Source organism: Nitrobacter sp. TKz-YC02 (assembly GCF_049852135.1).
Lineage (GTDB): Bacteria > Pseudomonadota > Alphaproteobacteria > Rhizobiales > Xanthobacteraceae > Nitrobacter > Nitrobacter vulgaris.
The window spans coordinates 2,718,220-2,742,136 of sequence record NZ_CP180728.1 but is presented as its reverse complement, the minus strand read 5'-3'; the positions used below and the strand labels follow the sequence as shown (position 1 = coordinate 2,742,136).

Sequence of the window (23,917 nt, the reverse complement as noted above, 5' to 3'; positions counted from 1 at the left end):
AACTTGATCCAAGCATCGCTGATACGGCCGTTGCCGCGGCGTGACATTCGATCCGGAACTTTCGCGGATCACAGAGAGAAGAAGGAGAGATAGATGAACGTCCAAAACGAAAAATCGGTGACCGTCCGCGGAAAGGACCGCTACAAATCCGGCGTCATGTCCTACAAGAAGATGGGCTATTGGGAGCCGGACTACACGCCGAAGGACACTGACGTCATTTGCCTGTTCCGGGTTACGCCTCAGGATGGCGTCGATCCGATCGAAGCCTCGGCGGCGGTGGCTGGTGAATCCTCGACGGCGACCTGGACCGTGGTATGGACGGACCGCCTCACGGCAGCCGAAAAATACCGCGCCAAGTGCTATCGCGTCGACCCGGTACCGGGGGCGGAAGGCCAGTACTTCGCCTATATCGCCTACGATCTCGACCTGTTCGAACCCGGTTCGATTTCCAACCTCACCGCGTCGGTCATCGGCAACGTGTTCGGCTTTAAGCCGCTCAAGGCCTTGCGGCTCGAGGACATGCGGTTGCCCGTTGCTTACGTTAAGACGTTCAAGGGGCCGCCCACCGGCATCGTCGTCGAGCGCGAGCGCCTCGACAAGTTCGGTCGGCCGCTGCTTGGCGCCACCGTCAAGCCGAAGCTCGGCCTGTCCGGCCGCAATTACGGCCGCGTGGTCTATGAGGCTTTGAAAGGCGGTCTCGACTTCACCAAGGACGACGAGAACATCAACTCGCAGCCGTTCATGCACTGGCGAGAACGCTTCCTCTACTGCATGGAGGCGGTCAATCGCGCCCAGGCAGCGACCGGAGAGATCAAGGGCAGCTACCTCAACGTCACTGCGGCGACGATGGAGGACATGTACGAGCGCGCCGAGTTCGCGAAAGAGTTGGGCTCGGTGGTTGTCATGATCGACTTGGTGATCGGCTACACCGCGATCCAGTCGATGTCGAATTGGGCGCGCAAGAACGACATGATCCTGCATCTGCATCGCGCCGGTCATTCGACCTACACGCGGCAGCGCAGTCACGGCGTGTCGTTCCGCGTCATCTCCAAATGGATGCGGCTCGCCGGCGTCGATCATATCCACGCAGGAACCGTGGTCGGCAAGCTGGAAGGCGATCCGCTTACCACGCGCGGCTTCTACGATATCTGCCGCGAGGAGTACAACCCGACCCAGCTCGAACACGGCATCTTCTTCGACCAGAACTGGGCGAGCCTCAACAAGGTGATGCCGGTCGCTTCTGGCGGCATCCATGCCGGCCAGATGCACCAGCTCATCCAGCACCTCGGTGAGGATGTGGTGTTGCAGTTCGGCGGCGGCACCATCGGTCACCCGATGGGCATCCAGGCCGGTGCGACAGCGAATCGTGTGGCGCTGGAAGCGATGATCCTCGCTCGCAACGAAGGTCGCGATTACGTCAGCGAAGGGCCGGAGATCCTGGCCAAGGCAGCCGCGAGCTGCACGCCGCTGAAGCAGGCGCTTGAGGTGTGGAAGGACGTCACCTTCGACTACGCCTCGACCGACGCTCCCGACTACGTGCCCACCGCCGTTCCTGCGGCGTAATGGAGGACATCATGCGTATTACTCAAGGTTGTTTTTCGTTCCTGCCTGATCTGACCGACGATCAGATTTCCCGGCAGATCCAGTACTGCCTCAGCCAGAAGTGGGCGGTGAACATTGAGTTCACCGACGATCCGCATCCCCGCAATACCTATTGGGAAATGTGGAATTTGCCGATGTTCGACCTGCTGGACGCGGCAGGCGTGCTGATGGAGCTGAAGGAGTGCCGGAAGGTCTATGGCGACCGCTACATCCGGATCTCCGGGTTCGATTCCAGTCCTGGCTGGGAGTCGGTGAAGATCTCGTTCATCGTCAACAGGCCCAAGAACGAGCCGGGCTTCCGGCTCGAGCGCCAGGAATCCGATAGTCGCAACGTCCGATACACCACGACCTCCTATGCGGTGGCCGAACGTTCCGAAGGTCAGCGCTATTCATCATGATTCCATCCGGCTAAGGCTGGACGATTTATCCTTTCGGTCGTCCAGCCCGGAAGTACTGCTCCGTCGTCTCCTGACGACGGAGCCTTTCTCCCCGAACGGTTTTCTCGCGAGCGGTCGTAAAAAAGAAGCTCCCGACCGAGGTTATCAGGACCATCTTCGATGCAAGAAAAAGTCAACCTTCGCGAGGAACTCGAGGCCGTTGGAATCGGCGAGATACTCAAGCAGCTCGATCAAGAGCTGATCGGTCTCAAGCCGGTCAAGACACGAATCCAGGAGATTGCGTCGCTGCTCCTCGTCGAGCGGATACGCAAGAAAATGGAACTGACGTCGGAGATCCCGACATTGCACATGTCGTTCACCGGAAATCCCGGTACCGGCAAAACCACCGTTGCCTTGCGGATGGCCGATATTCTCCATCGACTGGGTTATGTACGCCGTGGCCATGTCGTTTCGGTCACGCGCGACGAATTGGTCGGACAGTATATCGGCCACACCGCGCCGAAGACCAAGGAAATATTGAAAAAGGCGATGGGCGGTGTGCTGTTCATCGACGAGGCCTATTACCTTCATCGGCCCGACAACGAGCGAGACTACGGCCAGGAAGCCATCGAGATACTACTTCAGGTCATGGAATCGCAGCGCGAGGATCTGGTGGTAATTCTCGCCGGCTACGCCGACCGTATGGAAAGATTCTTCTCCAGCAATCCCGGTTTCCGTTCTCGCATCGCCCATCACATCGACTTCCCCGACTACACCAACGAGGAGTTGCTCGCGATCGCGGAGGTGATGCTGCGTCACATGAACTATAAATTCACCTCTGACGCCCGCGACGCCTTTGTACGTTATATCGCGTTGCGCAAGGCGCAGCCCTTGTTCTCCAACGCACGCTCGATCCGCAACGCGCTGGATCGTATTCGCTTGCGTCAGGCCAATCGCCTGGTCGCGGACGAGGACGCCATCCTGTCTGTCGACGATGTCCAGTCGGTAGTAGCGTCCGACGTTCTTGCCAGTCGCGTGTTCGAGACGTCGCAGCCTGCCGTTGTCGAGTAATTGACGGACAAGAGAAGGCGATAGCCCTGCCGAGATCAGCCATTGTGGCTGCACCCCGTTTTTCTGTCCGAAAATGACCAATTTTTTGAACAGTAACCGATCAAGATCGCCTGATTAGCGAGTTCTGACTCGCTACATCACTATGATTCGACAACAATCATGGATGACGATCGCGTCGATCGAAACAGTACTGGAGTTGTGGGCGTCATAGCTACGGGATGTGAAACGACGGATGCGCCCGTGCCCGTTGTTTGCGCAGGAGCGTACGGTGGTGAACGCGGGAAGAACCGCGCAAGGCTGGCTGGATGCGAGCGTAAGCGGCGGGAGATCCCGCCCATGGCGCCAGCAGGAGCTTCTGGGCCAAGACCGCTGGGACGTAGACGAGCTGCACGATCTGGTGCGCGAGTATTTGCCGTCAGAACCCTTGAGACAAAATTGAGAGGCTTCACGAGGGGAGGATTTTTGGTTCATCGTAGTCGCAAGGAGCGAAGATGAAACAAAAATCTGGGCCGGGCAAAGCGCCGGCGGATCAAATGCTGACCGACGCCGTTCTGAACGAGATCGCGGAATGGCAAAACGGCCGCTCGATGTCAGCTATCCGCTGGTGTTCTTCGACGCGTTGCGGGTCAAGATTCGCGACGAAGGCTTTGTGCGCAACAAGGCGGTGTACATCGCGTTGGGCGTTCTGCCTGACGGTACCAAGGATATTCTGGGTCTGTGGATCGAACAAACCGAAGGCGCCAAGTGCTGGTTGCTCGTCATCAACGAACTCAAGGGCCGCGGCGTCAGTGATATCCTGATGCCGTCGTCGATGGGCTGGGAGACTTAGCGAAGCCTGCTGCCGGTCGACCGCCAAGCGCCAGACCGGGGTGATGGACGATAGAAGCGAGCCACGCTGTACGTCGCGCCGATGGCGTTAGCACTCCTTAAGCGAAGCGCTCAGTGAAGATTTGACGCCCGCAAAGGACATCCGAAAATCATACTTCAGGGAGACACTTCAGAGAGGGTAGATTATCGAGTTCGTTCCAAGGGCCGCGACGAGAAAGGCTTTGGTTGCTTTATCTTTGGCTTCGTGACTTGTTCTTTGAGCCGGACGCCCCGACCGCCGGCCAAGCTTTGACCATCCGGACTAATCAACTCGATGCCCGCGTTGTCCAGAGCTGAAACCAGTTTCATCAGGGAATCGACATTGCCACGGATGACGCCGTCACTAGCTTCCATGCGTTGAATAGTCGGAACTGAAAGATCTGCCAGTTCAGCCATTTGCCGTTGATCTATGTTCAGGAGCGCACGGGCGGCCCTGAGTTGATTGGCGGAAATCATGAATTCTGGCAACCCCGATGCGGTTCACAGTTGATGTGCTTAAGTCATATGGAATTTAGTATCAAGTATCAATTTAAATGTACAATACATCAACCGTGTTGTCTAATACATTTGTGAAATGTAAATCGCATCCTTGTCCTGCGCGCAAATGATTATCAGAACTCTCCCGCCGAGAGTGGGTCAATGATGCCAGAGATCTCCATTGACGACCTTTGGTAACGGAGCTCTCCGAAGCCGCGTCCTGTCCCTTTACCACTAGGCGATCACGGCGTTCCTATACCCGGAGGCTGCTCACGTCAGCGCCTCCTCCTCTTCCGCCGCCGCGTCGCGCCGCGCTACCCCGCTCTGCGCGAGCTTGCTATGCGTGCCCCTGCTATGCGCGACCCTGCTATGCGCGGCCTTGACGCCTTCAGCCAGATCGCTGCGAAATCGCACGTAAGGCGGCTTCACGCCATGGATCAGAAGCGTGCGCCGGATCGCGGGAGACGCTCCGGTAATATAGACGGGCGCTCGCCGGCAATGCGTCTTGTGCACAAAGCCCTCAATGGCTGCAGCTCCGGAGGAATCGATCACCGACACGTCCGAGAAATCGATGACGTAGGCTTTCGGATGGTCGCCAATACTGTCGAGTGCCGCGCCGACATTCGCCGCCGCTCCGAAAAAGAACGCCCCGGAAATCCGGTGAACGGCCACATCGGGATCAGTGGCGAGGGCGACATCATACGCTTTCCGGCCATTGCCATTGACCCTGTCCGACTCGTCCTCGTCGGTCGGCAAACGCGCGTTCTCGACTTCCACCATTTTCGCCATGCGATGCAGGAACAGAAGCGCCGCGATACCGAAGCCGACAAGAATGCCTTCGATGAGGCCACTGAAGATCACCAGCAAGAACGTAACCACCAATACCACCGCGTCGCTGCGCGAGGCACGCAGAAGCATTGCGAATGCGTGCCTTTCGGCCATGTTCCACGCGACCACGGCCAGCACGGCGCCGAGCGCGGCCAGCGGGATGTACGAAGCGAGTGGTGCGGCGACGAGCATGAACAGCAACAAGAACACCGCATGCAGCATGCCCGCGACCGGGCCGTGCGCACCGGAGCGCACATTCGTCGCTGTGCGGGCGATCGTGCCGGTTACACAGAAGCCGCCAAAAAACGGGGAAACGATGTTGGCAATACCTTGCGCCACGAGCTCGCAGTTGGAACGGTGCCGCTGTCCGCTCATGGAGTCGGCCACCACCGCCGATAGCAGGCTCTCGATAGACCCCAGCAGCGCGAATGACAGGGCAGCGGGCAGCACCTCAGTGATCTTCTCCAGCGAGATCACGGGGAGCATGGGTGCTGGCAGCGTTTGGGGAATACCACCGAAACGGGTGCCGATGGTCTCTACCGGCAGGCCGAGCAACCAAACCGCAACCGAGGCAACACCGACCGACATCAGCATCGCAGGCCAGTAGGGACGGAAGTAACGTATCGCGACGATCAACGCGATCGTCGGTACGGAGACGGCCACCGCCGCCGCGTTCATGGTGGGCAACGCTGCGCCAATGGCCGTCAGCTTGGGGATCAGTTCCCCCGGCTCTTTGCCCGCAAGAGTGAGGCCGAGTAATTCGCTGAGTTGGCTGGCGAAAATGATCACGGAGATACCCGCCGTGAACCCAATCGTCACCGGAAACGGAATATATTTGATGAAGGTCCCGAGCCTCAGCAGTCCCACCACGAGCTGGACGACGCCCGCAATCATGGTGGCAAGGAGCAGTCCTTCCACGCCGTGAAGCGTAACGGTCGTGGCGATAAGGACGATGAACGCGCCCGCAGGGCCGCCGATCTGAAATCGGCTGCCGCCAAGAAACGAGACGATGAATCCGCCGATGATCGCAGTGTACAAGCCGCGGTCCGGAGTCACGCCGGAGGCGATGGCGATCGCCATGGAGAGCGGCACCGCCACGATGGCGACGGTCAGCCCGGCGAGAACGTCTGCGCGGAAATCCCTAAAGTGGTAGCCTTCCCGGAGGACCGTGACGAGCTTGGGTGTGAATGCTTCAACAAAGGTCGGTTCAACCGATCGCGCAGTCATCGCCATCCCTTATTTTATGCCGCTTGAATGGAGGGATCATCCGGGGGCAGGTAGCCGCCGTCCGGTAATTTTTGCTTTTGGTTAGAAGGCGTTATCGCCCGACGGTGAGGCTGGGTGCGTGAAGCGGGCTCTCCGTCCGCCCCCCCGCTTCTCGCGTTCTCGACGATTTTGGTGAGCGTGTGGACGACCCAGCGCTCATTCCCCTCGTTGGCCTCCATCCGCTGGATCGTCGGCTGCGACACCGCGGACATCTCGACCAGTTGTTTCTGGTCGATGCCGAGCAAGGCGCGGGCAGCACACATCTGCGCGGAGGTGATCAGGCTCGCTCTCCTAGCTCAAATGTACGCTACTTTACACTCGCAATGTATCTTACTTTACATTCAAAATATCAACTAGGGCAAATAACCGCACCTTGCATGCGTCCGAATGCCTTCGTCGCCCGGCCTTTTCTGCTCGCGCCGCATCCATCGTTATGTCGTGGGTTTGCAATGGCCGCCTTCCTCACCGAACTGTGGTTCCTGTCGATGGCCGACGCTATCGAACGGATCGAGGAATGGAGGTGCCACTACAACAATGATCGGCCCCACACCTCGCTCGGCAACTTGACGCCGAACGAGTTCGCACGACAAACTCAAACAGCTCGAGAAATTGCCTGACATCTGGACCACAAAACGGGGCAGCTCCATCCGATAACTCACGCTGAAGCGCCATGATGCGTTTGTTCTCGCTCTCGGCTTTGCGGTTCGCCGAGCCTTCCGGGAGGACAGCATCACCGCTAGACGTTCCGGTTGGAGCAGGCGCTCGACAAGTTGTTCGGTGACAAGGCCATCCAGCTTGTCCATCCGGATCGCGCGACCCTTGTAAGCCGACTGACGGCGCCGCGATCTACGTGCCTACCTTCGGTAACACTCCGGCAGCGGCAATTCCTGATTTCTTCACGCAGGTCTTCACCACGTCCGAGGGCTGGCGCATGATCATGACGCGTCGGCGTCGGGTTCCTGTTCGCAGCCGTTGGCGCGGTCGTCACACGCCGATTGCGCGCCATGGGCATCCGGGATAGGCCTATTACACCAGCGTCGGAACCGAGTCTCGAAGGAGAGACCTCTGAGCCAGAAAGCGCATCTATAAGATGAAGGAGGCCGATTGCTTATCTCAAGAAGCCATCGACCCTCGGGGTATTCAATAAGCTACTGAGGGCTGGAATCGGTTGGCGGAACTGACAGAGATCGTAGGCTAGAGCATTTTCGGTGGCAGTGAAGCCGGATATCACGCTCGCCGAGTTACGAGACCTGTTGAAGCGTCGCGGGGATATCGGCCGGCATTGCTTCGCTCTGGCGTCTCTTCCAGCGCAGAAAGATCACACTTAAAAAAAGACAGCGCACGCTGCCGAGCAACGGCATGGCGATATAAATGCCGCGCGTGAGGATTGGTTCGAAGGGCAAATCGATCTCGACCCTGGGCGCCTCGTCTTCATCGACGAAACCAGCGCCAACACTAGAAATGGCGCGGCTTTACAGGCGCTCGCTTCACGAAAGGCTTGACGTATCCCGGAGCGATTAGCCGGACATCGTGCTCCAGCTTCGCGATCTTCCGCGCCCAATAATGGCCGCCGCAACCTGATCGAAAAATGCTCTAGCGGCACCCAACAAGCTCTGATCCGTTGTGGATTGGAGCGGGAATATCCAGGCCCTTGGCTTCATATTCATGGATCTTGTTACGCAAGGTGCGAACCGAAATAGCAAGCGTCTTTGCTGCCCGCGTCCGATTGCCATCGCAAGCACGCAGCGTCTCAATAATGAGATCGCGTTCAACCTCAGCAATCGTTTGTCCGATCAGTAAGGCAATCAATCCCGCCTCGCTGACTAGAGCGTTCGGAACAGCTCCTTCCTCCCAAATCCAACCATTCAACAGTTGTGCCACCCTTACGATCGAATCAAGTTTGCTTCCTTTGATGCGTTGGGATTGTGACGATAGGCGGGCATCTTGATTAGGCCGTATATGGCGACAAGCCACCACCGATCGGCAACCGGAAAGCAAGAGAGCCACAACTGGGGCAAGCGGGCGCGGGATAAAAAACAGCGATTGCGTATATTTATCGTAACTTCTGCGACCATATTAGATTGATTTAACAACGCGCAGTAACAGTTTGATTCTCATATTTGGGAAGTCGCTTCTTCGCCTCTTGCGAGCTTGTCTTGCTGGAACGACTTTTCCAATCAACGCCATTGAATCCACGGAACGGGACTTGCGCACCTATGGTTCCCGTGATGACGGGAGGGGCGATGTCGGGACGAACGCTAGACGACACTTTTGCGCGAGCCCTCGCGCAAAGATATCACCCAGTTCCAGTGAGTTTGACTCCGCGAGAAATGGATATTCTGCAGTGGATGGCGGAAGGAAAAAGTGACTGGGAGATCGGTGTTATTTTGGAGGTTTCAGAACATTTCGTCGACAAGATCGCGCGCCAACTTCGCGCCAAGCTCAACACCACAAACCGTACCCAAACCGTCGCGAGGGCGTTCAGACACCACCTTATCCGATAGGTCAAGGTACGGATTCGCGTACTTGTCCCTTGCCTTCCATTCTGCTCCAATCTTAAAGCCTGATGATTCAAGAGCTTGGCTCGCTCGACGACAGGCGCGCGGCATCGATCATGGATATTATCGTTCCTATTTTACTGTCTACCAGCGCACTAATAGGTGCAATCGCAGGCTTGCGCTTTAACGTCTTCGTCCTTGTGCCCATCGCGTTGCTGATTGTCCTGGTCTCGGCCGCTGTTCTCCAGATGCACGGTTTTGGACCCGGGAGTGGGATCGTTATCATAGTCGCGTGTCTGGTCGTGAACCAGGCGGCCTACGTCCTTGTTCAGATCGGCCTCGGGCCCGGCGCTTCAGACCTATCATTGGATGAAGTAACCGACGGCGAACCACCCCCCGGCCGCGAGCAGGCTATCGATGATGATCACGGCGATCAGAAGTCGCCCCCATCCCGGCTTCTTTCGCCAACGCATTAGCGTGCGGCGTATCCTCCGATTGCTACTGTACCATTTTCGGTTGAGGGGCGGGTGTGTCGTGTCCTGGCAGGACAATGCTTGGGTCATAACAAAACACTTTGCACTATGATTTCACTGAACGTTCTGTCCAAAGCAAAGCGAGTGCCACATTCGTTCGTGACGGAAGCTCTGAGTGCCGATGCTCGTGCACCATTGAAGAACAGGTAGGATTTAGCGAAAAACGATAATAATGAAAATACTCAGTTGCTGCAGTCAGCTAATCCTTTTCGATTTTGAAGACTGGTCGGCTCCTCGCGTAGCTTTCAGCGGCGAATACCCGCGTCGGCGGGTTTTGCTTTGGCTGCTAAGGTGAGGTCCACAAACGCACGCACAACGCCGCGCTGCGAACCATGTTCGTCGGCGGCGCTGGTCCATAGCTGGTCCTAAAAACTTCCCCAGCAATCATGAGGCGCTTGAGCCCGATAAAAGGTTCAAAACAACTATCGTCGGCTCCTCGGCCGGGTCCGTTCCCTATTTCAGCCTGCCATTGGCAGGCTTTTTTTGCTGGAACAACTTACGATTGCGGGGATTTACTACTGGGTGCAAAACTACTGGGTGCAAGAAAAGAAACCGGGGCCGACACGATGCTGCGATATTCGATTCACAAGACGGGAAAGCAGTATGTCGTGCGGGCCAAAGGCAAAGACCTCCTAATCTGCGAAAGCCGCCGCGAGGCTGAGCACATCGTTTTCGACGTAGCTAACGTCGCCGAAACAAGTGAATCTCGGACTGGGTCTTTAGTCAGCCTATTTGCTGTAGAGGAGCCGCCCTGCAGCACTGCCGATATACTCGCCAAAGCAGTCTTGGATATCAAACTGATATTAGATCTTGAGAAGGCGCTTTCGGACGATCTCGATTTCGGAAAGCCTCGAAATCCGCGACAGGTTCAAGATCAGATATTGACCGTTTTGGATAAGGCGGACGCTGTCGGTGCCGCCAAGCGAATCCAGGCGGGCTTTCGCGGTCTCAAGGTGATGAAGTAGCAAGGGATCAGCACGACAAAGTCCTCCCGCTGCCGACTGGGTCGTTATGTGTTACCTAAATTTGGTCTGATGCGGCCACCCATCGGCTCGCCCGTGCGCCCTCTGCAGGAACTGTGAAAACCCTGTGCGGTTGTTGTTCCTGGACAGGCATGGAGCGCAGGCAACATGGCATCGCCAAATGACAATCCCCCCAGAGGGAAGGACAGCATAAGTGATCCTGACCCAGGAAGCTGGTCCATGTTGAAGGCAATTTTTTCGGGCATTCTGAACCCCACGGAGGGCGGATGCCATGAAACGGAAGCGGTTTTCGGAGGAACAGATTGCCTTTGCGTTGAGGCAGGCAGAGAGCGGGACGACGATCGAGGAGATCTGCCGGAAGATGGGGGTCTCGGAGCCGACATTTTATCGATGGAAGAAAGTCTATGCCGGCATGGGCGTGAGCGAGATCCGGCGGCTGAAGCAGCTTGAGGACGAGAACGCGAAGCTGAAGCGTGTGGTGGCGGATCTGACGCTGGACAAGGCGATGTTGCAGGACGTCCTGCGAAAAAAATGGTGAGGCCCGCCGTCCGACGTGAGGTCGTATTCCATCTGCAGAAGGTCTACGATATTGGCGAACGACGGGCCTGCAAAGCGACCGGCTTTCATCGCTCTTCACAACGCTACAAGTCGCGCGGCGATCCGCAAACCGAGCTGCGCATTCGGCTGAAGGACCTGGCAGCCAGCCGGGTGCGTTACGGTTATCGGCGTCTCCACGTCCTGCTGCTGCGCGAGGGCTATCGCTTGAACCACAAACGCACTTACCGGCTGTATCGCGAAGAAGGCCTGTCGATCAGGACAAAAACGCCGAAGCGCAAACGGGCCTGGCGCTATCGTTCCGATCGGCCGAAGATCGCCGCCGTGAACCACTGCTGGGCGATGGACTTCATGTCGGATGCGTTGTTCAACGGTCGCCCGTTCCGACTTTTGACCGTTGTCGATTGCCACACCCGAGAATCACTTGCGATCGTTCCGAGAACGAACTTCAGGGCCTTCCAGGTCGTCGAGGTTCTTGAGCGGCTGGCAAGGGAGCGCGGCAAGCCAAAGACCATTCGCTGCGACAATGGCCCCGAGTTCGCCGGCAAGATGCTCGACCAGTGGGCCTATCACAATGGCGTCGAGATCGACTTCTCGAGACCCGGAAAGCCAACGGACAATGCGTTTTGCGAGGCCTTCAACGGTCGCGTCCGGGCGGAGTGCCTGAATGCCTCATGGTTCCTGTCGATGGCCGACGCTATCGAACGGATCGAGGAATGGAGGTGCCACTACAACAATGATCGGCCCCACACCTCGCTCGGCAACTTGACGCCGAACGAGTTCGCACGACAAACTCAAACAGCTCGAGAAATTGCCTGACATCTGGACCACAAAACGGGGCAGCTCCAACAGCTCGAGAAATTGCCTGACATCTGGACCACAAAACGGGGCAGCTCCATAAGGCGTGTCAACAACACCACGATCGGCTGGGTTATCGGGGTGCAGTGCTCGTGATGCTACTCAGTCTCTCAGTCGTCACCGGGCGCGGCACGCACTCGTCTAGGCCGTGGTGACGATTTAATGATTTGGATTCCCACGGGGGTGCAAATCAGATTCAACGCTGATTTTGGGGATCAGCGATGGATTGCGATGCGCTTCGGGACGACCAATGGGAGCGGATCAAGGGCTTTGTTCCGGGCGGCGCGAAGGGTCGGCGCGGGCCACGCACGGATAACCGCAGGTTCCTCGACGCGCTGCTGTGGATGGCGCGTTCGGGCGGTCGCTGGCGCGACCTGCCGGAGCGGCTTGGCGACTACCGTCCGGTGAAGCGGCGCTACTATCGCTGGATCGAGATGGGCGTGCTGGACGAGATGCTGGAAACACTCGCCCGCGAAGCCGATCTCGAATGGCTGATGATCAACAGCACCATCGTGCGCGCTCACCAGCATGCGGCCGGAGCGCGCAAGGTCAAAGGGGGGCGGATGCCCAGGGCCTGGGGCGGTCTCGCGGCGGCCTGAGCACCAAGATCCACGTCGCCACCGAGGCGCTTGGCCTGCCTGTCCGCCTGATCGGCACGCCCGGCCAGCGCAACGACATTGCTTTTGCTCATGACCTGATCGAGGGCATCGACGCCGATGCGGCAATCGCCGACAAGGGAGACATCAAAACAGCAATGGCAATCATCGTCACGAACGCTCAAGGTCCAAAAGCGCCGTCCGGTGCTGGGCATGGCCATCCCTCTTATCGCTCGTGCGCCACGAGGAGCGCCGCTCCGAATTATCGCCAACTTTCCGCAAGAACAGTTCGATGTCGCCGTCGATAGCTCAGGATGTTCGAACTTGTCAGGCTTTATCATTTCACTTGCCCTTCGCCTTCAGACCAAGCTCAACCAGGCGGCGGATGGCTTGTGCGATCGGGCGGGCTCCTGAGCAGCGAAGCTGTTGATGTACAGAGAAATTGCTGATGCCATCAACAGCCGTGTTAGGGGTTTCACGGTGATGGGGATCTTGAGTTTTTCTTGGGCTCAGGATTACTCCCTCGTGGAGAATCCGATCGCAGGCCCATCCATGGGGCGTCTCCGGGAAGCACAACAGGATCAGCTTCATCCTCCTTGTTTCGGCGCAACGCTAGGCCAACGACGCCCACCACCACCAGCAAGGCTCCAGCTATCATCAGCCAATACGCTAATTCTATCGACGACATGGCAGTCTCCTTAGAGACGATGTGCGGGCTGTTTTTTCGTTTTCAGCCATCTCGGCCAAGCGGCGAGATGGCCGAGAATATCATCCTTCCTGTGGCCCAGTCATCATCTCGCATCACCGTCACCGTCGGCGCCCGTTGTCCCTGTCGGAAACCTAATCCGGCTGGCACGTGAGGCCGAATTGCGCGATGCTTCTGTCTTATGAGAGAAGCTTGCAGCCTGGTCTGGTCAGTGCTGGTCTTATTGTTCGGTCGCGGGCCTCGCTGGAAGCCGAGATCCTGCCCCTTTGTCATCAACTTAACATCCAACGACGGCATCTGCCGAAGAGATTGACCTTTGGTGCCATCGATCGTGTGATCTTCGTTGGGCTGTATCGTTTGGTGCCAGGCACCCTCAACGCACTGACGATTGTGAAGCCGGAGACTGTCGTCCGTTGGCATCGTGCCGGTTTCAGATCGTATTGGCGCTGGAAGCCGAGCCGCCGCTGCGGCGGACACAACGCGTTCCGATTGCTCTATGGGTTGCTGATCATGGACCACGGCCGGCGGCAGATCCTATGGTTTGGAGTCACCGCGCATCCGACGGCCGAATGGATCGCCAATCAACTGACGGAGGCGTGTGGCTGGGAACAAATCCCTCGTGACCTGATCCGAGATCGCGATGGCGCATACGGCGAAATATTCCTGCGTCGGGTTCGGTCCATCGGCGTTCGAGATCGTCCGACGTCTCCTCGCTCACCATGGCACCCATTTGTCATTGAAAAAGGACGCGACGATGTCACGCGCCGCCGAGACAACTTGACGCGATAGTCGCCGCTGCCTCAGCGAGTATGTGGGATAGTTCCTGCATACGACTCACCCCTTTGGATCAGGGAGCGGAAACTACTTCGCCAACGCCGAATACGCTTCAATAAAAACGTGAAACGCTCTAGAGCTTGGGCTGGTCAAAACCGTTTATCCGTAGGAAGCGTGCGGCATCGTCGCTACCCGGACCAACCATCAACCCACGTTCTTCTGCCGGAGACGATCGACCAACGGATAAAGCCAAACCGCAGGGGAGAAGTCATGCCCAACACGATCCGTCTGCATCGCGTCATTGCCGCCAAGCCCGAGAAGCTCTATCGCGCCTTCCTCGAACCGGATGCTATTGCGAGCTGGCTTCCACCCTTCGGGTTTACCTGCACCGTTCACGAACTGGATGCAAAGGTCGGTGGCAATCATCGGATGTCATTCCGAAATTTTACCACGGGGAAAAGCCATTCCTTTGGCGGCTCTTATCTCGAACTCGTTCCGGGTGAACGTCTTGTCTATACCGATAAGTTCGATGACCCGCACTTGCTCGGCGAGATGAAGGTCACGGTGAGCCTGAAGGCCGTTTCGGTCGGCACAGAGGTGAATATAGAACAACAGGGTGTACCGGATCTGATCCCTGCCGAAGCCTGTTATCTCGGTTGGCAGGAATCTCTGCGTAAGCTCGCAAGACTGGTCGAGCCTGAAATCAATCAGTAGGTACGAGTAAAACTCGCGTCAGGACGTCAAGCGAATTGTTTACGCTGGATAGGCGGGCATGTTTCTTATAGTGCGTGGCTCCGACGGGGATTCATCTTGAACCCCGTCGGACGTTCGTCGCTCGAGCAGTGCTCGTACGACCATGCTGGTTTCTTCAATCAAATAGAAGCGGTGGACTCGTCACACCATCCCACTGCATTACCCCCATTCTCCATCACGACTAGACGCTCAAAAGAACGCCCTCGCTGTATGATGATCCTAATAGGCCTCTCACGACCGGGGCCACGCCCACTTTTCTCCCGCGAAACGCCGCCGACAGACGCACCGCCCTTTTCACGCGAGTCCTCACGTCGCCATAGGCAGCGCCTCGCTCGCAGAAACACTCATCACGGCTTGGTGACTTAATCTTGATTTCGTCTTATGCGGTCGAGCAGCGAGGCGGCGTCATGGAGCCGCCCGGCCTCGTAGATCAACTGCTCGATATCCATGGCGACCTCAACGCCCTCAGCGATAGCGCCGTTCTGGACACAGGCTTCGGCGGCCTTGGCAATGCGTGCTGCTTCGCTCAGTTTATTATGAATCTCGGTAATGATGAGTTTGATCGCTGGTTCGATGCTGGCGCGCTCCATCGGTCCTCCGTAAGAGTTCGCCCCACTACCGCTCTGCTGCCGCGGGAAGTCGAGCGGGAACTGGATAATCTTGTGGCGGAGATCGGGGTGCTGGAGCACGATGTGATCTTAGGGGGGCCGAATACGGGGAGGGTGGGCTATTTCGCCGACGCGCGCCGAGGTTTCGCCGGCGGCTTGCCGGCCATCAGATCCCGCAGCAGTTTGACGGGATCGGCTCCGATCGCTCGCACGATGGCCACGAACTCGACGACATCGATCCGCCGCTCGCCGCCCTCGTATTTGGCGACAAAGGACTGGGGTCGCTTCAGCCGGCGCGCCAGCTCATGCTGGGTCAAGTTGGCCTGCTTGCGGGCAGCCACCATCAGGGCGCAGAGGGCGGCCTGATCGGAGGAATGGACGGTTTTGCCGATCCCGCGGGCGGAAATAGTCATCGCCCGGGCAAGCTGATCCCGAGACGGGATTATCCCAAAAAAGGATAATATTAACTCTGACCTGCTGTTCTGGTGGGGCTACCTCGCTTTGAAGTGGATACAGGCGCGCCGCGAAGCAATTGCTGTGGCCATGGTCACACGAGCCACGGAGGTTACACATGCAGCTCAATCAACGGATCTGGCGGGTCGGCCAATCACCCGAGCGTCTTCCCGAAGCCAGACTTGCCTCGGAACGGCAGCTGGAGGAGATGATTGTGGCAAAACCCGAGATCGTCTCCGACCAATGGATGATCATCGGCCAGCAGGAGGATACCGGTTTTAACGGGCGCATCGACCTTTTGGCGATCGCGCCGGATAGCTCCCTGATTCTGATCGAGCTCAAGCGTGGCCGGTCGCCGCGAGAGGTGGTTGCTCAAGCGATCGATTATGCCACCTGGGTCGAGGCGCTCGACGCCGAGGCCGTGACCCGAATCTATTCCCGGTTCAAGAAGGGCGGGGACCTTGCAAAGGACTTTGAAGCAAGATTTGGCGTCGGCCTCGATACCGAGGTCTTCCCTCACCAGCACCAGATCGTCATTGTGGCGGCCTCGCTGGATGCCAGTTCCGAGCGGATCGTGTCTTATCTCAGCAAGCGGTCGGTCGCCATCAATGTGCTCTGCTTCGAGGTCTTTGAATGCGGGGCCGACAAACTCCTCAGCCGTGCCTGGCTCCGCGATCCCGCGGAATCACAGGCTGCCAGCAGCGCGACCACCTCAAGATCGCCGTCGGGGCCATGGAACGGCGAGTATTATGTCTCATTTGGAGGTGAGGGGCGCTTCTGGGAGGAAGCGGTCAAGTACGGCTTTATTAGCGCAGGCGGAGGGACCTGGTTCACCAACACCTTAAAACTGCTGAAGCCCGGGGACCGGGTCTGGGTCAAGATTCCCCGGACCGGCTACGTCGGCGTCGGCCGTGTGACCGGGTTCTCCACGCCCCAAACAGAGTTCAGCGTCAACGTGGATGGCAAGCGGGTGCCGGCCTCGGATGTTCTGGCCTCAAGCCAAGCGCCGGATGACCCCGAGAAGATGGAGCACTTTGTCCCGATCGAATGGGCTGAGACCGTGCCAGAAAGCAGCGCCATCGACGAGCCGGGCCTGTTCGGTAACCGCAACACGGTCTGCGCGCCCAAGGTCCCGGCATGGCAGGCCACCATCGATCGGCTGCAGCGAGCGTTCCCAAAGTATGATTCGGTGTGAAAGTCATGAAGAGCGGATCGCGCTCGGATCGATTGAGGCTGCCGGAACGCCTGGACGGTGAGGTGATGCTTTCGCCTGTGGTCGGGCGCACCAAGTGGGGTCTGATCTCGAAGCTGCACGCCGTATGTGATGGTCAGGGACGTCTCATCATCATGCTGGCTCAGCGAAGGCCAGATGAGCGATTACAAGGGGGCTGCGTTGATGATCGATGCGCTACCGCCGCGAAGCAGTTACGCGGCGACTGGGGATAGGACGCCGACTGGTTCCGCCAGGTTCTCGCGGTCCGGGATATCACAGCCTGCATCCCATCGAAGTCCAACCGCGCAAAGCCGATCGAGCATGATCGCATTCTCTATCGCGAACGGCACAAGCTCGAGAATACGTTCGGCAGACTCAATCTGGCGGCGCATCCATACCCGCTACGACCGATGCGCTCATACCTTCTTATCAGCTTCTTATCAGCCATCTGCATCGACAGCTGCAGTCATCTTCTGGCTCTAATCAATGAGTCATGACCCTAACGAGCTAGTGTCATATTTACTGGCGCAAATTGAAAGCGTTGTCCCTATCGTAAACCTAATCGAGCTGGTAGTTGATCGAGAATTGGATGATGCTGTCGTGGGATGAAGGACGTTTGCAGACTCATTGGGTGGATGGTTGTCGATCTGTTTCGATCGCGGGCAACGCTTGAGGCAGAGATTTGGACGCTACGGCAGCAAATCAACGTTCTGCGGCGAACGGCCCCAACGAAACACGCCTTCGGCGCGATCGACCGGTTAATATTCGTTGGTCTCTATTGGCTGTTCCCTAAAGTTTGCGACGCGTTGGCAATTGTGAAGCCGGAGACGGTCGTCCGTTGGCATCGTGCCGGGTTCAGATCGTACTGGCGCTGGAAATCGCGCCCCCGCGGCGGCCGGCCGACGGTTCCGCTGGAAATGCGCGAGCTGATCCGCGAGATGAGCATCGCCAATCCACTGTGGGGAGCGCCACGAATTCATGGCGAGCTGCTCAAGCTCGGCATCGAAATCGGACAGACCAGCGTGGCGAAGTATATGACCAGGCGGAGAGGCCCCCCGTCCCAAGGCTGGAAGACGTTCCTCCGCCATGCCGACGGCATCGTGGCGATGGATTTGTTTGTCGTTCCGACAATCTCGTTCCGTCTACTCTATGGCCTGTTGATCATGGGGCATGGCCGGCGACAGATTCTATGGTTTGGCGTCACATGTCATCCGACCGCAGAATGGATCGCAAACCAAATCACGCAAGCGTTCGGCTGGAAGCAGGCCCCTCGCTATCTGATCCGCGACCGGGACGGGGCCTATGGCGAAGTCTTTATTCGACGAGTTCGATCCATGGGGATTCGCGATCGACCGATGTCGCCGCGCTCCCCATGGCAAAACGGCTATGCTGAACGACTTATCGGTTCGATCCGGCGGGAGTGCCTTGACTATGTTGTTGTGTTCGGCGAGCGGCATCTCCGTCACGTGCTTCTGTCGTATATGAATTACTATAATGAGACGCGTACGCACCTGTCGTTGGACAAGGATGCGCCCCTATCGCGCACGGTTCAGAGAGCAGGGCGTGTTCTTCGCCTTCCAATCCTGGGCGGGCTGCATCACCAATATGTTCGGATTTGATTTGCGACAGGCACAGCCCTATGGGTATCCGACGTGCGTGCGCGAGCGGTCTTCCGCATCGATCTGGACGGCAGGGCTACGATTGTCGCCGCCGTCCTAAGTCGACCGTTCGGTCTGAGCTTTTTGCCTGACGGGGATTTATTGGTCGTCTTGATAACCCAGCGGCTGATTCTGAAATTCGGTGCCGAGAAGCAGACGATCCACGCCGACCCAGCCAACGCTGGGGTCAAAGAGCTGAGGGACCCGGGAGTCGCTAACGATGGAAACGCATATGTGACGTCTTTCGACTTGGATGCCTATGGACCCGACTGTCTCGCTTCAGCGCGAATTCTTCTAGCAACGTGGGACGGTAAATTCGGTCGGTTGCATATCGCGCATTCGAACGGGTTGGCTATCACATGTGCCATATGGAAATCACTGACAAGGGATTCACTCAAAGATGCCTTCACCATATTTCACTGGGTTGATGTGCCGATGCCCGCGCTGCGGCAAGGGAAAGCTCTTCGATGGATTCCTGACGTTGAAACCCGAGTGTGAAAAGTGCGGTCTGAATTTCACCTTCGCGAACGTCGGCGACGGGGCCACCGTATTCGTCATATTGATCGCCGGTGCCATCATCGTCGTCGCCGCCCTGATTACTGAAATTAAATATCACCCGCCATATTGGGTTCACGCCGCGCTTTGGATTCCGTTGGTCCTGATCGTGACGCTTTGGCCGTTGCGGGGGCTGAAGAGCCTCCTCATCTCGCTGCAGTATCACCACAAGGCATCGTAAGCGAAGCTCGTTCCACGCGTCGATGAATAGCTCCGGACGTCAGCCTGAACGTTTAGGTTCGCGCTGCGTTCGGTGGCCCGCAGCGAGCCAAACGTGCTCCGCTGCGTCCGTGTTCGTGTATAAAATCCCCAGTCCGGCCAGGACGTCCGGTCATATCGTCCCGGACACCCATATCAGCAAAGCAGCAATGATGATCGCGGCATTCGTGATTGCATGACTTCGAACATGCGAGCACGGGCCCCGCCCGACGCGCAAACATGTCCAGTCTCAGCACAACTAGGCAGGCGATGTTGGTCAACAGGAGCATGGCTCCGATTGTACCCATAGGAGCTGCAGACGGGATCTCCGCTCCGTAATTTGCCGCGATCATCCAAAACATGAAGCACATCGGAACGAGGATCAAGGTTCTTTGCGAAGCGGGCAAAGGCTTCGTGGCCTGGGCCAAGATGCCTCAAGGCAGAAAAAAGCAGATCCGGAGCGAGCAGCGAAGATGGAATCGGCAGATCCTTCTATATTGCGTCCTCTGTGTCGGCCATGTCGAATGGATCTTTTGGTAACGCAGGTTCGCGACGACGCTTCCGTGTCGTACGGCGAAGCAACCATTCAAGCGAGTCTCTCAATGTTCCTCGTGTCCCCGAAAGTCCTAGGCCCAGTCTGCCATGCCTTATTCGATCCCAGGAGCCTTCATCGCCCAGATCGCTGCAATAAATAGGGCCTTCGCCCGCGGCAGGATCGTCAATGTCAGCGCCAATGCCGTCAGGGGCCAAACCGTCATGCTAATCCAAAACGGCGAGTTATAATTTGTTTCGGTAAACAAAAGAATCGGCACCACAACGTGACCCACTATACCGATGGTCAACCACGCCGGCCCGTCGTCAGCATGGATCTGACCGAAGCTTTCACCGCACACCGAGCATCTATCAACCTGTCGCAAATAGCTTTTAAAGAACTTGCCGCCGCCGCATGCCGGGCACCTTCCGGATACCGCACGAACGATCGCAGGCCAGACGCGCACGGTCAGGGATGAATTGCTGACGGACATTCGGTCTCTCCTCAGTAGTCGGCGATCAAGCAATCGGCCCGATCCGGTGAATTGCCACACGAACTTTACGCGGATATCGCGATGGCCATGCTGTCGGCCTGGACGACGCTTTCGAATTTGGCAGAAATAGCTCGTCGTGAAGACGGCCCTCTTAATCTTGGTACAAACGCGCGAATTGCGCCGGCCTCATCTTGCCGTTGTTTTCCCACCAGACGGTCTCGTCCGTCACGCCGTAGCAGACGATATACTTGTCCTTCGGAGTGCGTCCGGTATGTAGGCCGGTTTCGGCGCAGAGCGCACCGCCGGACCTGAGTTGAGCTTCTCCGCCGGGACGCGTTCGTACAGTTCCGGCTCCAGCAAATTTCAATTGACCGCCTCAAGATCCGTGAAGCCAAATTTATCTGCCCCCGTATTCCGTATTCCGGATGCCCTGTTCCAACATTCATTTTCTCCCTAGGCTCAGATCAGTTTGCTCATGCGATCTCGACGACGACCGCTTGGCTGTGATGGGAAGGCCTACGGGGACGCCGAAGCGTCCAAAGTTCGTCGGTGGTCCTGGAAAATTTCGCCATATAGTGCTTGTTCGCGGTACGGCGGCCTTTCGGCAGGCAGGCGAGAAGGGCATTCCGGTTCAGAAGACCCGGCCGGTCGAATATCCAGGAACTCAGGTGGTCTTCAGACAAATCACTTGCTATCAAGTCAGGCGCCGCGTCGAAGTCGGTCGCAACAAGCATGTTCAGGATGATGCGTCCGCCGCGGCTCAGCCGCGCCGTGATCGAATGACACGTTGACGGATTGAACTGTTCTTCGTAGCAAAACCCGGGCCCGCCAACGTCAACTGCTATCCCATCGAAGCTGCGCGTCTCGGCCGCGAGATACTCCCTGAAATCTGCAACGAAGCAGGAAATTTCCTTTGGCATTCCGAAGAATCGCTTGGCGAGGTCGAAGCTGATAGGGCTGTGGTCGACGACGGTTACGTTCTTGCCAGAGCGTACAAGCATCGTCGCGAGGTTTCCTCCGCCACAGCCTAGCAGAAGGACATTCTTGGCGTCGCCCAAGAACACTTCCATCATTTTAACGTATGGGAGCCGGCTCTCGCCAGTTGCGGAGCTTTCGCTCTGAAAGATTTCTCCCTCGCGATAAAGTCGGTCGCCGGTCCGTTCGCTCTCCCAGATAGCGATCTCGCCCAGCTTGCCCTTAAATCGACCGAGAATCTTCAAAAGCGTATTCTCGTTAATTGTGATGTATTTGACATGACTAATGACTTTAAATAAATGTATATCAAATTCTCATAACCAAATCTAGTCGGTTCTTGGTGACGGCCCATCCGGGGTCGGAGAGACGCCTCCCGGCGGGCAAACCGAGCCTATGAGGCGGGACTGTCGAATGTCGCAACCGAAAAATGCCGAAGCTTGCGGACCTGCATGCAAAGCAAGCGGTGCTGGTGTTCACGTCAGGATAGAGGCAGCAACGAGCTCACCGAGGACGCCGGGTCGCGATCGGACGCGCTGGGATCGTTATCCCGACATTGTGCGAAGAGGAGCACCAGCGGGGTGATCACAACGATTATTGCGGCTTGGACGCAGCCCGCGATCAAGCCGGCCTGGAAGAGTTGAAGTCGCCCGCAGATCCTCAAGTGGAGGTGACGCCTGCATCTGCTGATCGCGCTCGGATCGATTGAGGATTGCCGGAAACGCCAGAGCGGTGAGGTGGTGATTCTCATCGCACCAAGCCTTCGTTTCTGGTCTTATGAAAACTGCCACGCGCCAACCGTTTGCCTGCAAAAAGCTTGAGCTCTCAGTCAGGCATTAGCTGGTTCAGATCGTTCGGCCTGGGTCTCTTGTAATGATTTCCCTGCACCTTCGAGGGTGGCTTCAAGGCGGCATGCTGTGCGCAGCCTGCGGATAATGACGTCGCAATATAGCGGATCGATTTCGATACCGTAGCCGCGGCGGCCCGTCCGCTCGGCCGAAAACCTGTTGCGCGCAGCCGTCTCGATGATGTCCCTAGCGCGAGATCGCCGTCATTCTAATAATGACCGATAGCTCTTGCTGACCCCACGATGGAAAACTCTTCGCGCTGCCAAGCGATACCCTGGATCAGAGCGTCAACTTGGTCGTCATGCCGGCCTGGAAAGGCAAGAAGTTCATTTTCGAAGTCCTCGAGCCACGGCGCTGTAATTGGAAAAAAGACAGACCCGCCCTCGAACAGATCGCTCTGTGAAATCACCCGAGCCCGTTTGTCTCTGTCGGGCCGGAACGTGATCACATTGATGCGCGATTCCTGTATTGATTGAATGAGGCCATGGCTGATTGGAGATTCCTCAATAATTAATGTTGAGCGATGATAGATTTGCTTTTGTTCTATAATTTTGCGCTTGAGTTGATCGAAGGGAAATTTGCCTCGAACAACATCGAGGACATAAAACGTTTCTTCTCGGCAGAGCAGCACGACTCCTACCGAAAAATCCCCGGCTTCAGTTTCGCTCAGCGCGATGTCCCAGCTGATCAGAATACGATCGCGCGGTTCATGACTCAATTGGCCGTATCGCTTGAACCATCTCTTCTTGATGATCCGGCCACCGGGCGGAATAGGAGACTGCTGGTACTGCGCAGAGAATGCATAGGATCCCATGTTTTTCTTGAGATCGCGCAGCACCTCGGCCGGTTCATGGGTGGGATGAAGCAATTCACCCCTCTGGCGCCTGTAAACACCACCCGCGCCAAGTTCATAGGAGGCATCCGACTGCGCGATCGCTGGAAGATTTAAGACTTCAAATCCGCCCTGTTCCAACAGATAGCCAACCAAGTCATCTTCGTGAACGCGTTGCATGACAACGACAATGCGGGCCGCCATCTTGTCGTCGGGTCGCGTCACCAACGTCGAGCGATACCATTCTATACTCCGAGTGCGCGCTGCTTCCGAATGGGCATCGTTGGGTTTGAGTGGATCATCGATGATGACAAGGTTACCGCCGCGCCCTGTCAATGTTCCTTCGATCGAGGTGGCGTAGCGCCGCCCGCGTAGCGTGGTGTGGATCTCGCTATCGGTGTCGCGAGAGACCCTCATAGCCGGAAACGTGGCCTGATAGATCGGATCACTCACGACTTTGCGGAAATCGTTGGCGTGGGTTTTGGCGAGCGAATCGGAGTAGGAAACAGCGACCACCCGTTCCGAGGGATGATGACCAAGAAACCAAGCAGGCAGCGCAACGGACGCGCAGATTGATTTGAGATTGCGCGGAGGCAGGGTGACGATAAGCCGTTTGACCTCGCCAGAGGCGATCTGAGCCAGCTTGTGAGCCATCGCCTCAATGTGCCAATTGGGTCGAAATGGCGTGCCCGGTCGAAGGACGCCAAAGCTAAACTCAATAAAGGCACAGAAATCGCGCGCGAGCGCCGCGCGCAGCACAAGCTGGGGAGGGATTTCTGCCGTATCAAGGGCATTTGATGTGTGGCTCATA

General features: G+C 57.3%; 22 protein-coding genes and 5 pseudogenes. 16 read left to right on the top strand and 11 right to left on the bottom strand.

The window, feature by feature from the left end:
• Positions 1 to 93 precede the first annotated feature (93 nt).
• From ACM561_RS13070 to ACM561_RS13050, 5 genes and pseudogenes are all read left to right on the top strand, one after another.
• Entirely contained in the window at positions 94 to 1,563 is a 1,470-nt protein-coding gene (locus ACM561_RS13070) for a form I ribulose bisphosphate carboxylase large subunit (RefSeq protein ID WP_425905548.1), read from the top strand.
• Between the two features lie 11 nt (positions 1,564 to 1,574).
• On the top strand, positions 1,575 to 2,000 hold the full coding sequence (locus ACM561_RS13065) for a ribulose bisphosphate carboxylase small subunit (RefSeq protein ID WP_425905547.1): 426 nt from the start codon (positions 1,575 to 1,577) through the stop codon (positions 1,998 to 2,000).
• Positions 2,001 to 2,159: 159 nt separating this feature from the next.
• Entirely contained in the window at positions 2,160 to 3,050 is an 891-nt protein-coding gene (cbbX, locus tag ACM561_RS13060) for a CbbX protein (protein ID WP_425905546.1), read from the top strand.
• Positions 3,051 to 3,270: 220 nt separating this feature from the next.
• A pseudogene (locus ACM561_RS13055) lies at positions 3,271 to 3,462 on the top strand (IS701 family transposase); the annotation flags it as partial.
• A 124-nt stretch (positions 3,463 to 3,586) separates the two neighbouring features.
• Positions 3,587 to 3,869 (top strand): annotated as a pseudogene (locus ACM561_RS13050) (transposase); the annotation flags it as partial.
• A gap of 192 nt (positions 3,870 to 4,061) precedes the next feature.
• On the opposite strand, the gene ACM561_RS13045 reads toward ACM561_RS13050, so the two are convergent.
• The 3 genes from ACM561_RS13045 to ACM561_RS13035 form a co-directional block, all read right to left on the bottom strand.
• Positions 4,062 to 4,373: a helix-turn-helix domain-containing protein gene (locus ACM561_RS13045; RefSeq protein WP_425905545.1), complete on the bottom strand. Its 312-nt coding sequence runs from the start codon at positions 4,371 to 4,373 to the stop codon at positions 4,062 to 4,064.
• 291 nt (positions 4,374 to 4,664) lie between these two features.
• Positions 4,665 to 6,449: a SulP family inorganic anion transporter gene (locus tag ACM561_RS13040; protein WP_425905544.1), complete on the bottom strand. Its 1,785-nt coding sequence runs from the start codon at positions 6,447 to 6,449 to the stop codon at positions 4,665 to 4,667.
• Between the two features lie 14 nt (positions 6,450 to 6,463).
• Positions 6,464 to 6,769: a helix-turn-helix domain-containing protein gene (locus tag ACM561_RS13035; protein WP_425909746.1), complete on the bottom strand. Its 306-nt coding sequence runs from the start codon at positions 6,767 to 6,769 to the stop codon at positions 6,464 to 6,466.
• A gap of 186 nt (positions 6,770 to 6,955) precedes the next feature.
• Here ACM561_RS13035 and ACM561_RS13030 point away from each other — a divergent pair.
• Together ACM561_RS13030 and ACM561_RS13025 are read left to right on the top strand one after the other, a co-directional pair.
• Positions 6,956 to 7,105, top strand: a pseudogene (locus ACM561_RS13030) (integrase core domain-containing protein); the annotation flags it as partial.
• 703 nt (positions 7,106 to 7,808) lie between these two features.
• Positions 7,809 to 7,933 (top strand): annotated as a pseudogene (locus ACM561_RS13025) (IS630 family transposase); the annotation flags it as partial.
• Between the two features lie 148 nt (positions 7,934 to 8,081).
• On the opposite strand, the gene ACM561_RS13020 reads toward ACM561_RS13025, so the two are convergent.
• The gene (locus ACM561_RS13020; RefSeq protein WP_425905542.1) at positions 8,082 to 8,369 is read right to left on the bottom strand and encodes a helix-turn-helix domain-containing protein; all 288 of its coding nucleotides are present in this window, start codon (positions 8,367 to 8,369) and stop codon (positions 8,082 to 8,084) included.
• A 335-nt stretch (positions 8,370 to 8,704) separates the two neighbouring features.
• On the opposite strand from ACM561_RS13020, the gene ACM561_RS13015 reads away from it, so the two are divergent.
• The 4 genes and pseudogenes from ACM561_RS13015 to ACM561_RS13000 all read left to right on the top strand — a co-directional run.
• Positions 8,705 to 8,992, top strand: a complete 288-nt coding sequence (locus ACM561_RS13015) for a response regulator transcription factor (protein ID WP_425905541.1) — start codon at positions 8,705 to 8,707, stop codon at positions 8,990 to 8,992.
• Positions 8,993 to 9,914: 922 nt separating this feature from the next.
• Positions 9,915 to 10,484, top strand: a complete 570-nt coding sequence (locus ACM561_RS13010; RefSeq protein WP_425905540.1) for a hypothetical protein — start codon at positions 9,915 to 9,917, stop codon at positions 10,482 to 10,484.
• 289 nt (positions 10,485 to 10,773) lie between these two features.
• A protein-coding gene (locus ACM561_RS13005) for an IS3 family transposase (RefSeq protein ID WP_425905403.1) occupies positions 10,774 to 11,876 on the top strand; the annotation gives its coding sequence in 2 pieces (ribosomal slippage) (positions 10,774 to 11,035 and positions 11,035 to 11,876; 1,104 coding nt in all).
• 260 nt (positions 11,877 to 12,136) lie between these two features.
• Positions 12,137 to 12,654, top strand: a pseudogene (locus ACM561_RS13000) (IS5 family transposase); the annotation flags it as partial.
• Between the two features lie 199 nt (positions 12,655 to 12,853).
• Here the strand turns inward: ACM561_RS13000 and ACM561_RS12995 are convergent.
• Positions 12,854 to 13,102, bottom strand: a complete 249-nt coding sequence (locus ACM561_RS12995; RefSeq protein ID WP_425905538.1) for a hypothetical protein — start codon at positions 13,100 to 13,102, stop codon at positions 12,854 to 12,856.
• Between the two features lie 307 nt (positions 13,103 to 13,409).
• Here ACM561_RS12995 and ACM561_RS12990 point away from each other — a divergent pair, with 307 nt between their 5' ends.
• Positions 13,410 to 14,006 carry a hypothetical protein gene (locus ACM561_RS12990; protein WP_425905537.1) on the top strand — a complete coding sequence of 199 codons (597 nt, stop codon included), beginning with the start codon at positions 13,410 to 13,412 and terminating at the stop codon, positions 14,004 to 14,006.
• 255 nt (positions 14,007 to 14,261) lie between these two features.
• On the top strand, positions 14,262 to 14,705 hold the full coding sequence (locus tag ACM561_RS12985; RefSeq protein WP_425905535.1) for an SRPBCC family protein: 444 nt from the start codon (positions 14,262 to 14,264) through the stop codon (positions 14,703 to 14,705).
• A 401-nt stretch (positions 14,706 to 15,106) separates the two neighbouring features.
• Here the strand turns inward: ACM561_RS12985 and ACM561_RS12980 are convergent, their stop codons facing one another.
• Together ACM561_RS12980 and ACM561_RS12975 are read right to left on the bottom strand one after the other, a co-directional pair.
• Positions 15,107 to 15,433 carry a hypothetical protein gene (locus ACM561_RS12980; protein ID WP_425905533.1) on the bottom strand — a complete coding sequence of 109 codons (327 nt, stop codon included), beginning with the start codon at positions 15,431 to 15,433 and terminating at the stop codon, positions 15,107 to 15,109.
• A 38-nt stretch (positions 15,434 to 15,471) separates the two neighbouring features.
• A complete protein-coding gene (locus tag ACM561_RS12975) occupies positions 15,472 to 15,765 on the bottom strand; it encodes a helix-turn-helix domain-containing protein (protein WP_425905531.1) in 294 nt (97 codons plus the stop codon).
• Between the two features lie 158 nt (positions 15,766 to 15,923).
• On the opposite strand from ACM561_RS12975, the gene ACM561_RS12970 reads away from it, so the two are divergent.
• The 3 genes from ACM561_RS12970 to ACM561_RS12960 all read left to right on the top strand — a co-directional run bounded on the left by ACM561_RS12970 (position 15,924) and on the right by ACM561_RS12960 (position 19,412).
• The gene (locus tag ACM561_RS12970) at positions 15,924 to 17,000 is read left to right on the top strand and encodes a hypothetical protein (RefSeq protein ID WP_425905530.1); all 1,077 of its coding nucleotides are present in this window, start codon (positions 15,924 to 15,926) and stop codon (positions 16,998 to 17,000) included.
• Positions 17,001 to 17,653: 653 nt separating this feature from the next.
• Entirely contained in the window at positions 17,654 to 18,637 is a 984-nt protein-coding gene (locus tag ACM561_RS12965; protein ID WP_425905528.1) for an integrase core domain-containing protein, read from the top strand.
• 439 nt (positions 18,638 to 19,076) lie between these two features.
• Complete coding sequence (locus tag ACM561_RS12960; protein ID WP_425905526.1) at positions 19,077 to 19,412, top strand: DUF983 domain-containing protein; 336 nt, start codon at positions 19,077 to 19,079, stop codon at positions 19,410 to 19,412.
• 664 nt (positions 19,413 to 20,076) lie between these two features.
• Here ACM561_RS12960 and ACM561_RS12955 read toward each other — a convergent pair.
• From ACM561_RS12955 to terL, 4 genes are all read right to left on the bottom strand, one after another.
• On the bottom strand, positions 20,077 to 20,454 hold the full coding sequence (locus ACM561_RS12955) for a DUF983 domain-containing protein (protein WP_425905524.1): 378 nt from the start codon (positions 20,452 to 20,454) through the stop codon (positions 20,077 to 20,079).
• 151 nt (positions 20,455 to 20,605) lie between these two features.
• A complete protein-coding gene (locus ACM561_RS12950) occupies positions 20,606 to 20,821 on the bottom strand; it encodes a phosphoenolpyruvate carboxykinase (ATP) (RefSeq protein WP_425905522.1) in 216 nt (71 codons plus the stop codon).
• 106 nt (positions 20,822 to 20,927) lie between these two features.
• A complete protein-coding gene (locus tag ACM561_RS12945; protein ID WP_425905521.1) occupies positions 20,928 to 21,674 on the bottom strand; it encodes a methyltransferase domain-containing protein in 747 nt (248 codons plus the stop codon).
• Between the two features lie 808 nt (positions 21,675 to 22,482).
• Positions 22,483 to 23,916, bottom strand: a complete 1,434-nt coding sequence (gene terL / locus ACM561_RS12940; protein ID WP_425905520.1) for a phage terminase large subunit — start codon at positions 23,914 to 23,916, stop codon at positions 22,483 to 22,485.
• Position 23,917: the final 1 nt, after the last annotated feature.

Bases quoted from the DNA above. Each gene is read 5' to 3' on its own strand.
- ACM561_RS12985 (WP_425905535.1), top strand. From the start codon at position 14,262: ATGCCCAACACGATCCGTCTGCATCGCGTCATTGCCGCCAAGCCCGAG.
- ACM561_RS12955 (WP_425905524.1), bottom strand. From the start codon at position 20,454: ATGTCCGTCAGCAATTCATCCCTGACCGTGCGCGTCTGGCCTGCGATC.
- ACM561_RS13065 (WP_425905547.1), top strand. From the start codon at position 1,575: ATGCGTATTACTCAAGGTTGTTTTTCGTTCCTGCCTGATCTGACCGAC.
- ACM561_RS12995 (WP_425905538.1), bottom strand. From the start codon at position 13,102: ATGAAGCTGATCCTGTTGTGCTTCCCGGAGACGCCCCATGGATGGGCC.
- ACM561_RS12970 (WP_425905530.1), top strand. From the start codon at position 15,924: ATGCAGCTCAATCAACGGATCTGGCGGGTCGGCCAATCACCCGAGCGT.
- ACM561_RS13015 (WP_425905541.1), top strand. From the start codon at position 8,705: ATGGTTCCCGTGATGACGGGAGGGGCGATGTCGGGACGAACGCTAGAC.
- cbbX (WP_425905546.1), top strand. From the start codon at position 2,160: ATGCAAGAAAAAGTCAACCTTCGCGAGGAACTCGAGGCCGTTGGAATC.
- ACM561_RS12975 (WP_425905531.1), bottom strand. From the start codon at position 15,765: ATGACTATTTCCGCCCGCGGGATCGGCAAAACCGTCCATTCCTCCGAT.
- terL (WP_425905520.1), bottom strand. From the start codon at position 23,916: ATGAGCCACACATCAAATGCCCTTGATACGGCAGAAATCCCTCCCCAG.
- ACM561_RS12965 (WP_425905528.1), top strand. From the start codon at position 17,654: ATGGTTGTCGATCTGTTTCGATCGCGGGCAACGCTTGAGGCAGAGATT.
- ACM561_RS13040 (WP_425905544.1), bottom strand. From the start codon at position 6,449: ATGACTGCGCGATCGGTTGAACCGACCTTTGTTGAAGCATTCACACCC.
- ACM561_RS12960 (WP_425905526.1), top strand. From the start codon at position 19,077: ATGCCTTCACCATATTTCACTGGGTTGATGTGCCGATGCCCGCGCTGC.
- ACM561_RS13070 (WP_425905548.1), top strand. From the start codon at position 94: ATGAACGTCCAAAACGAAAAATCGGTGACCGTCCGCGGAAAGGACCGC.
- ACM561_RS13045 (WP_425905545.1), bottom strand. From the start codon at position 4,373: ATGATTTCCGCCAATCAACTCAGGGCCGCCCGTGCGCTCCTGAACATA.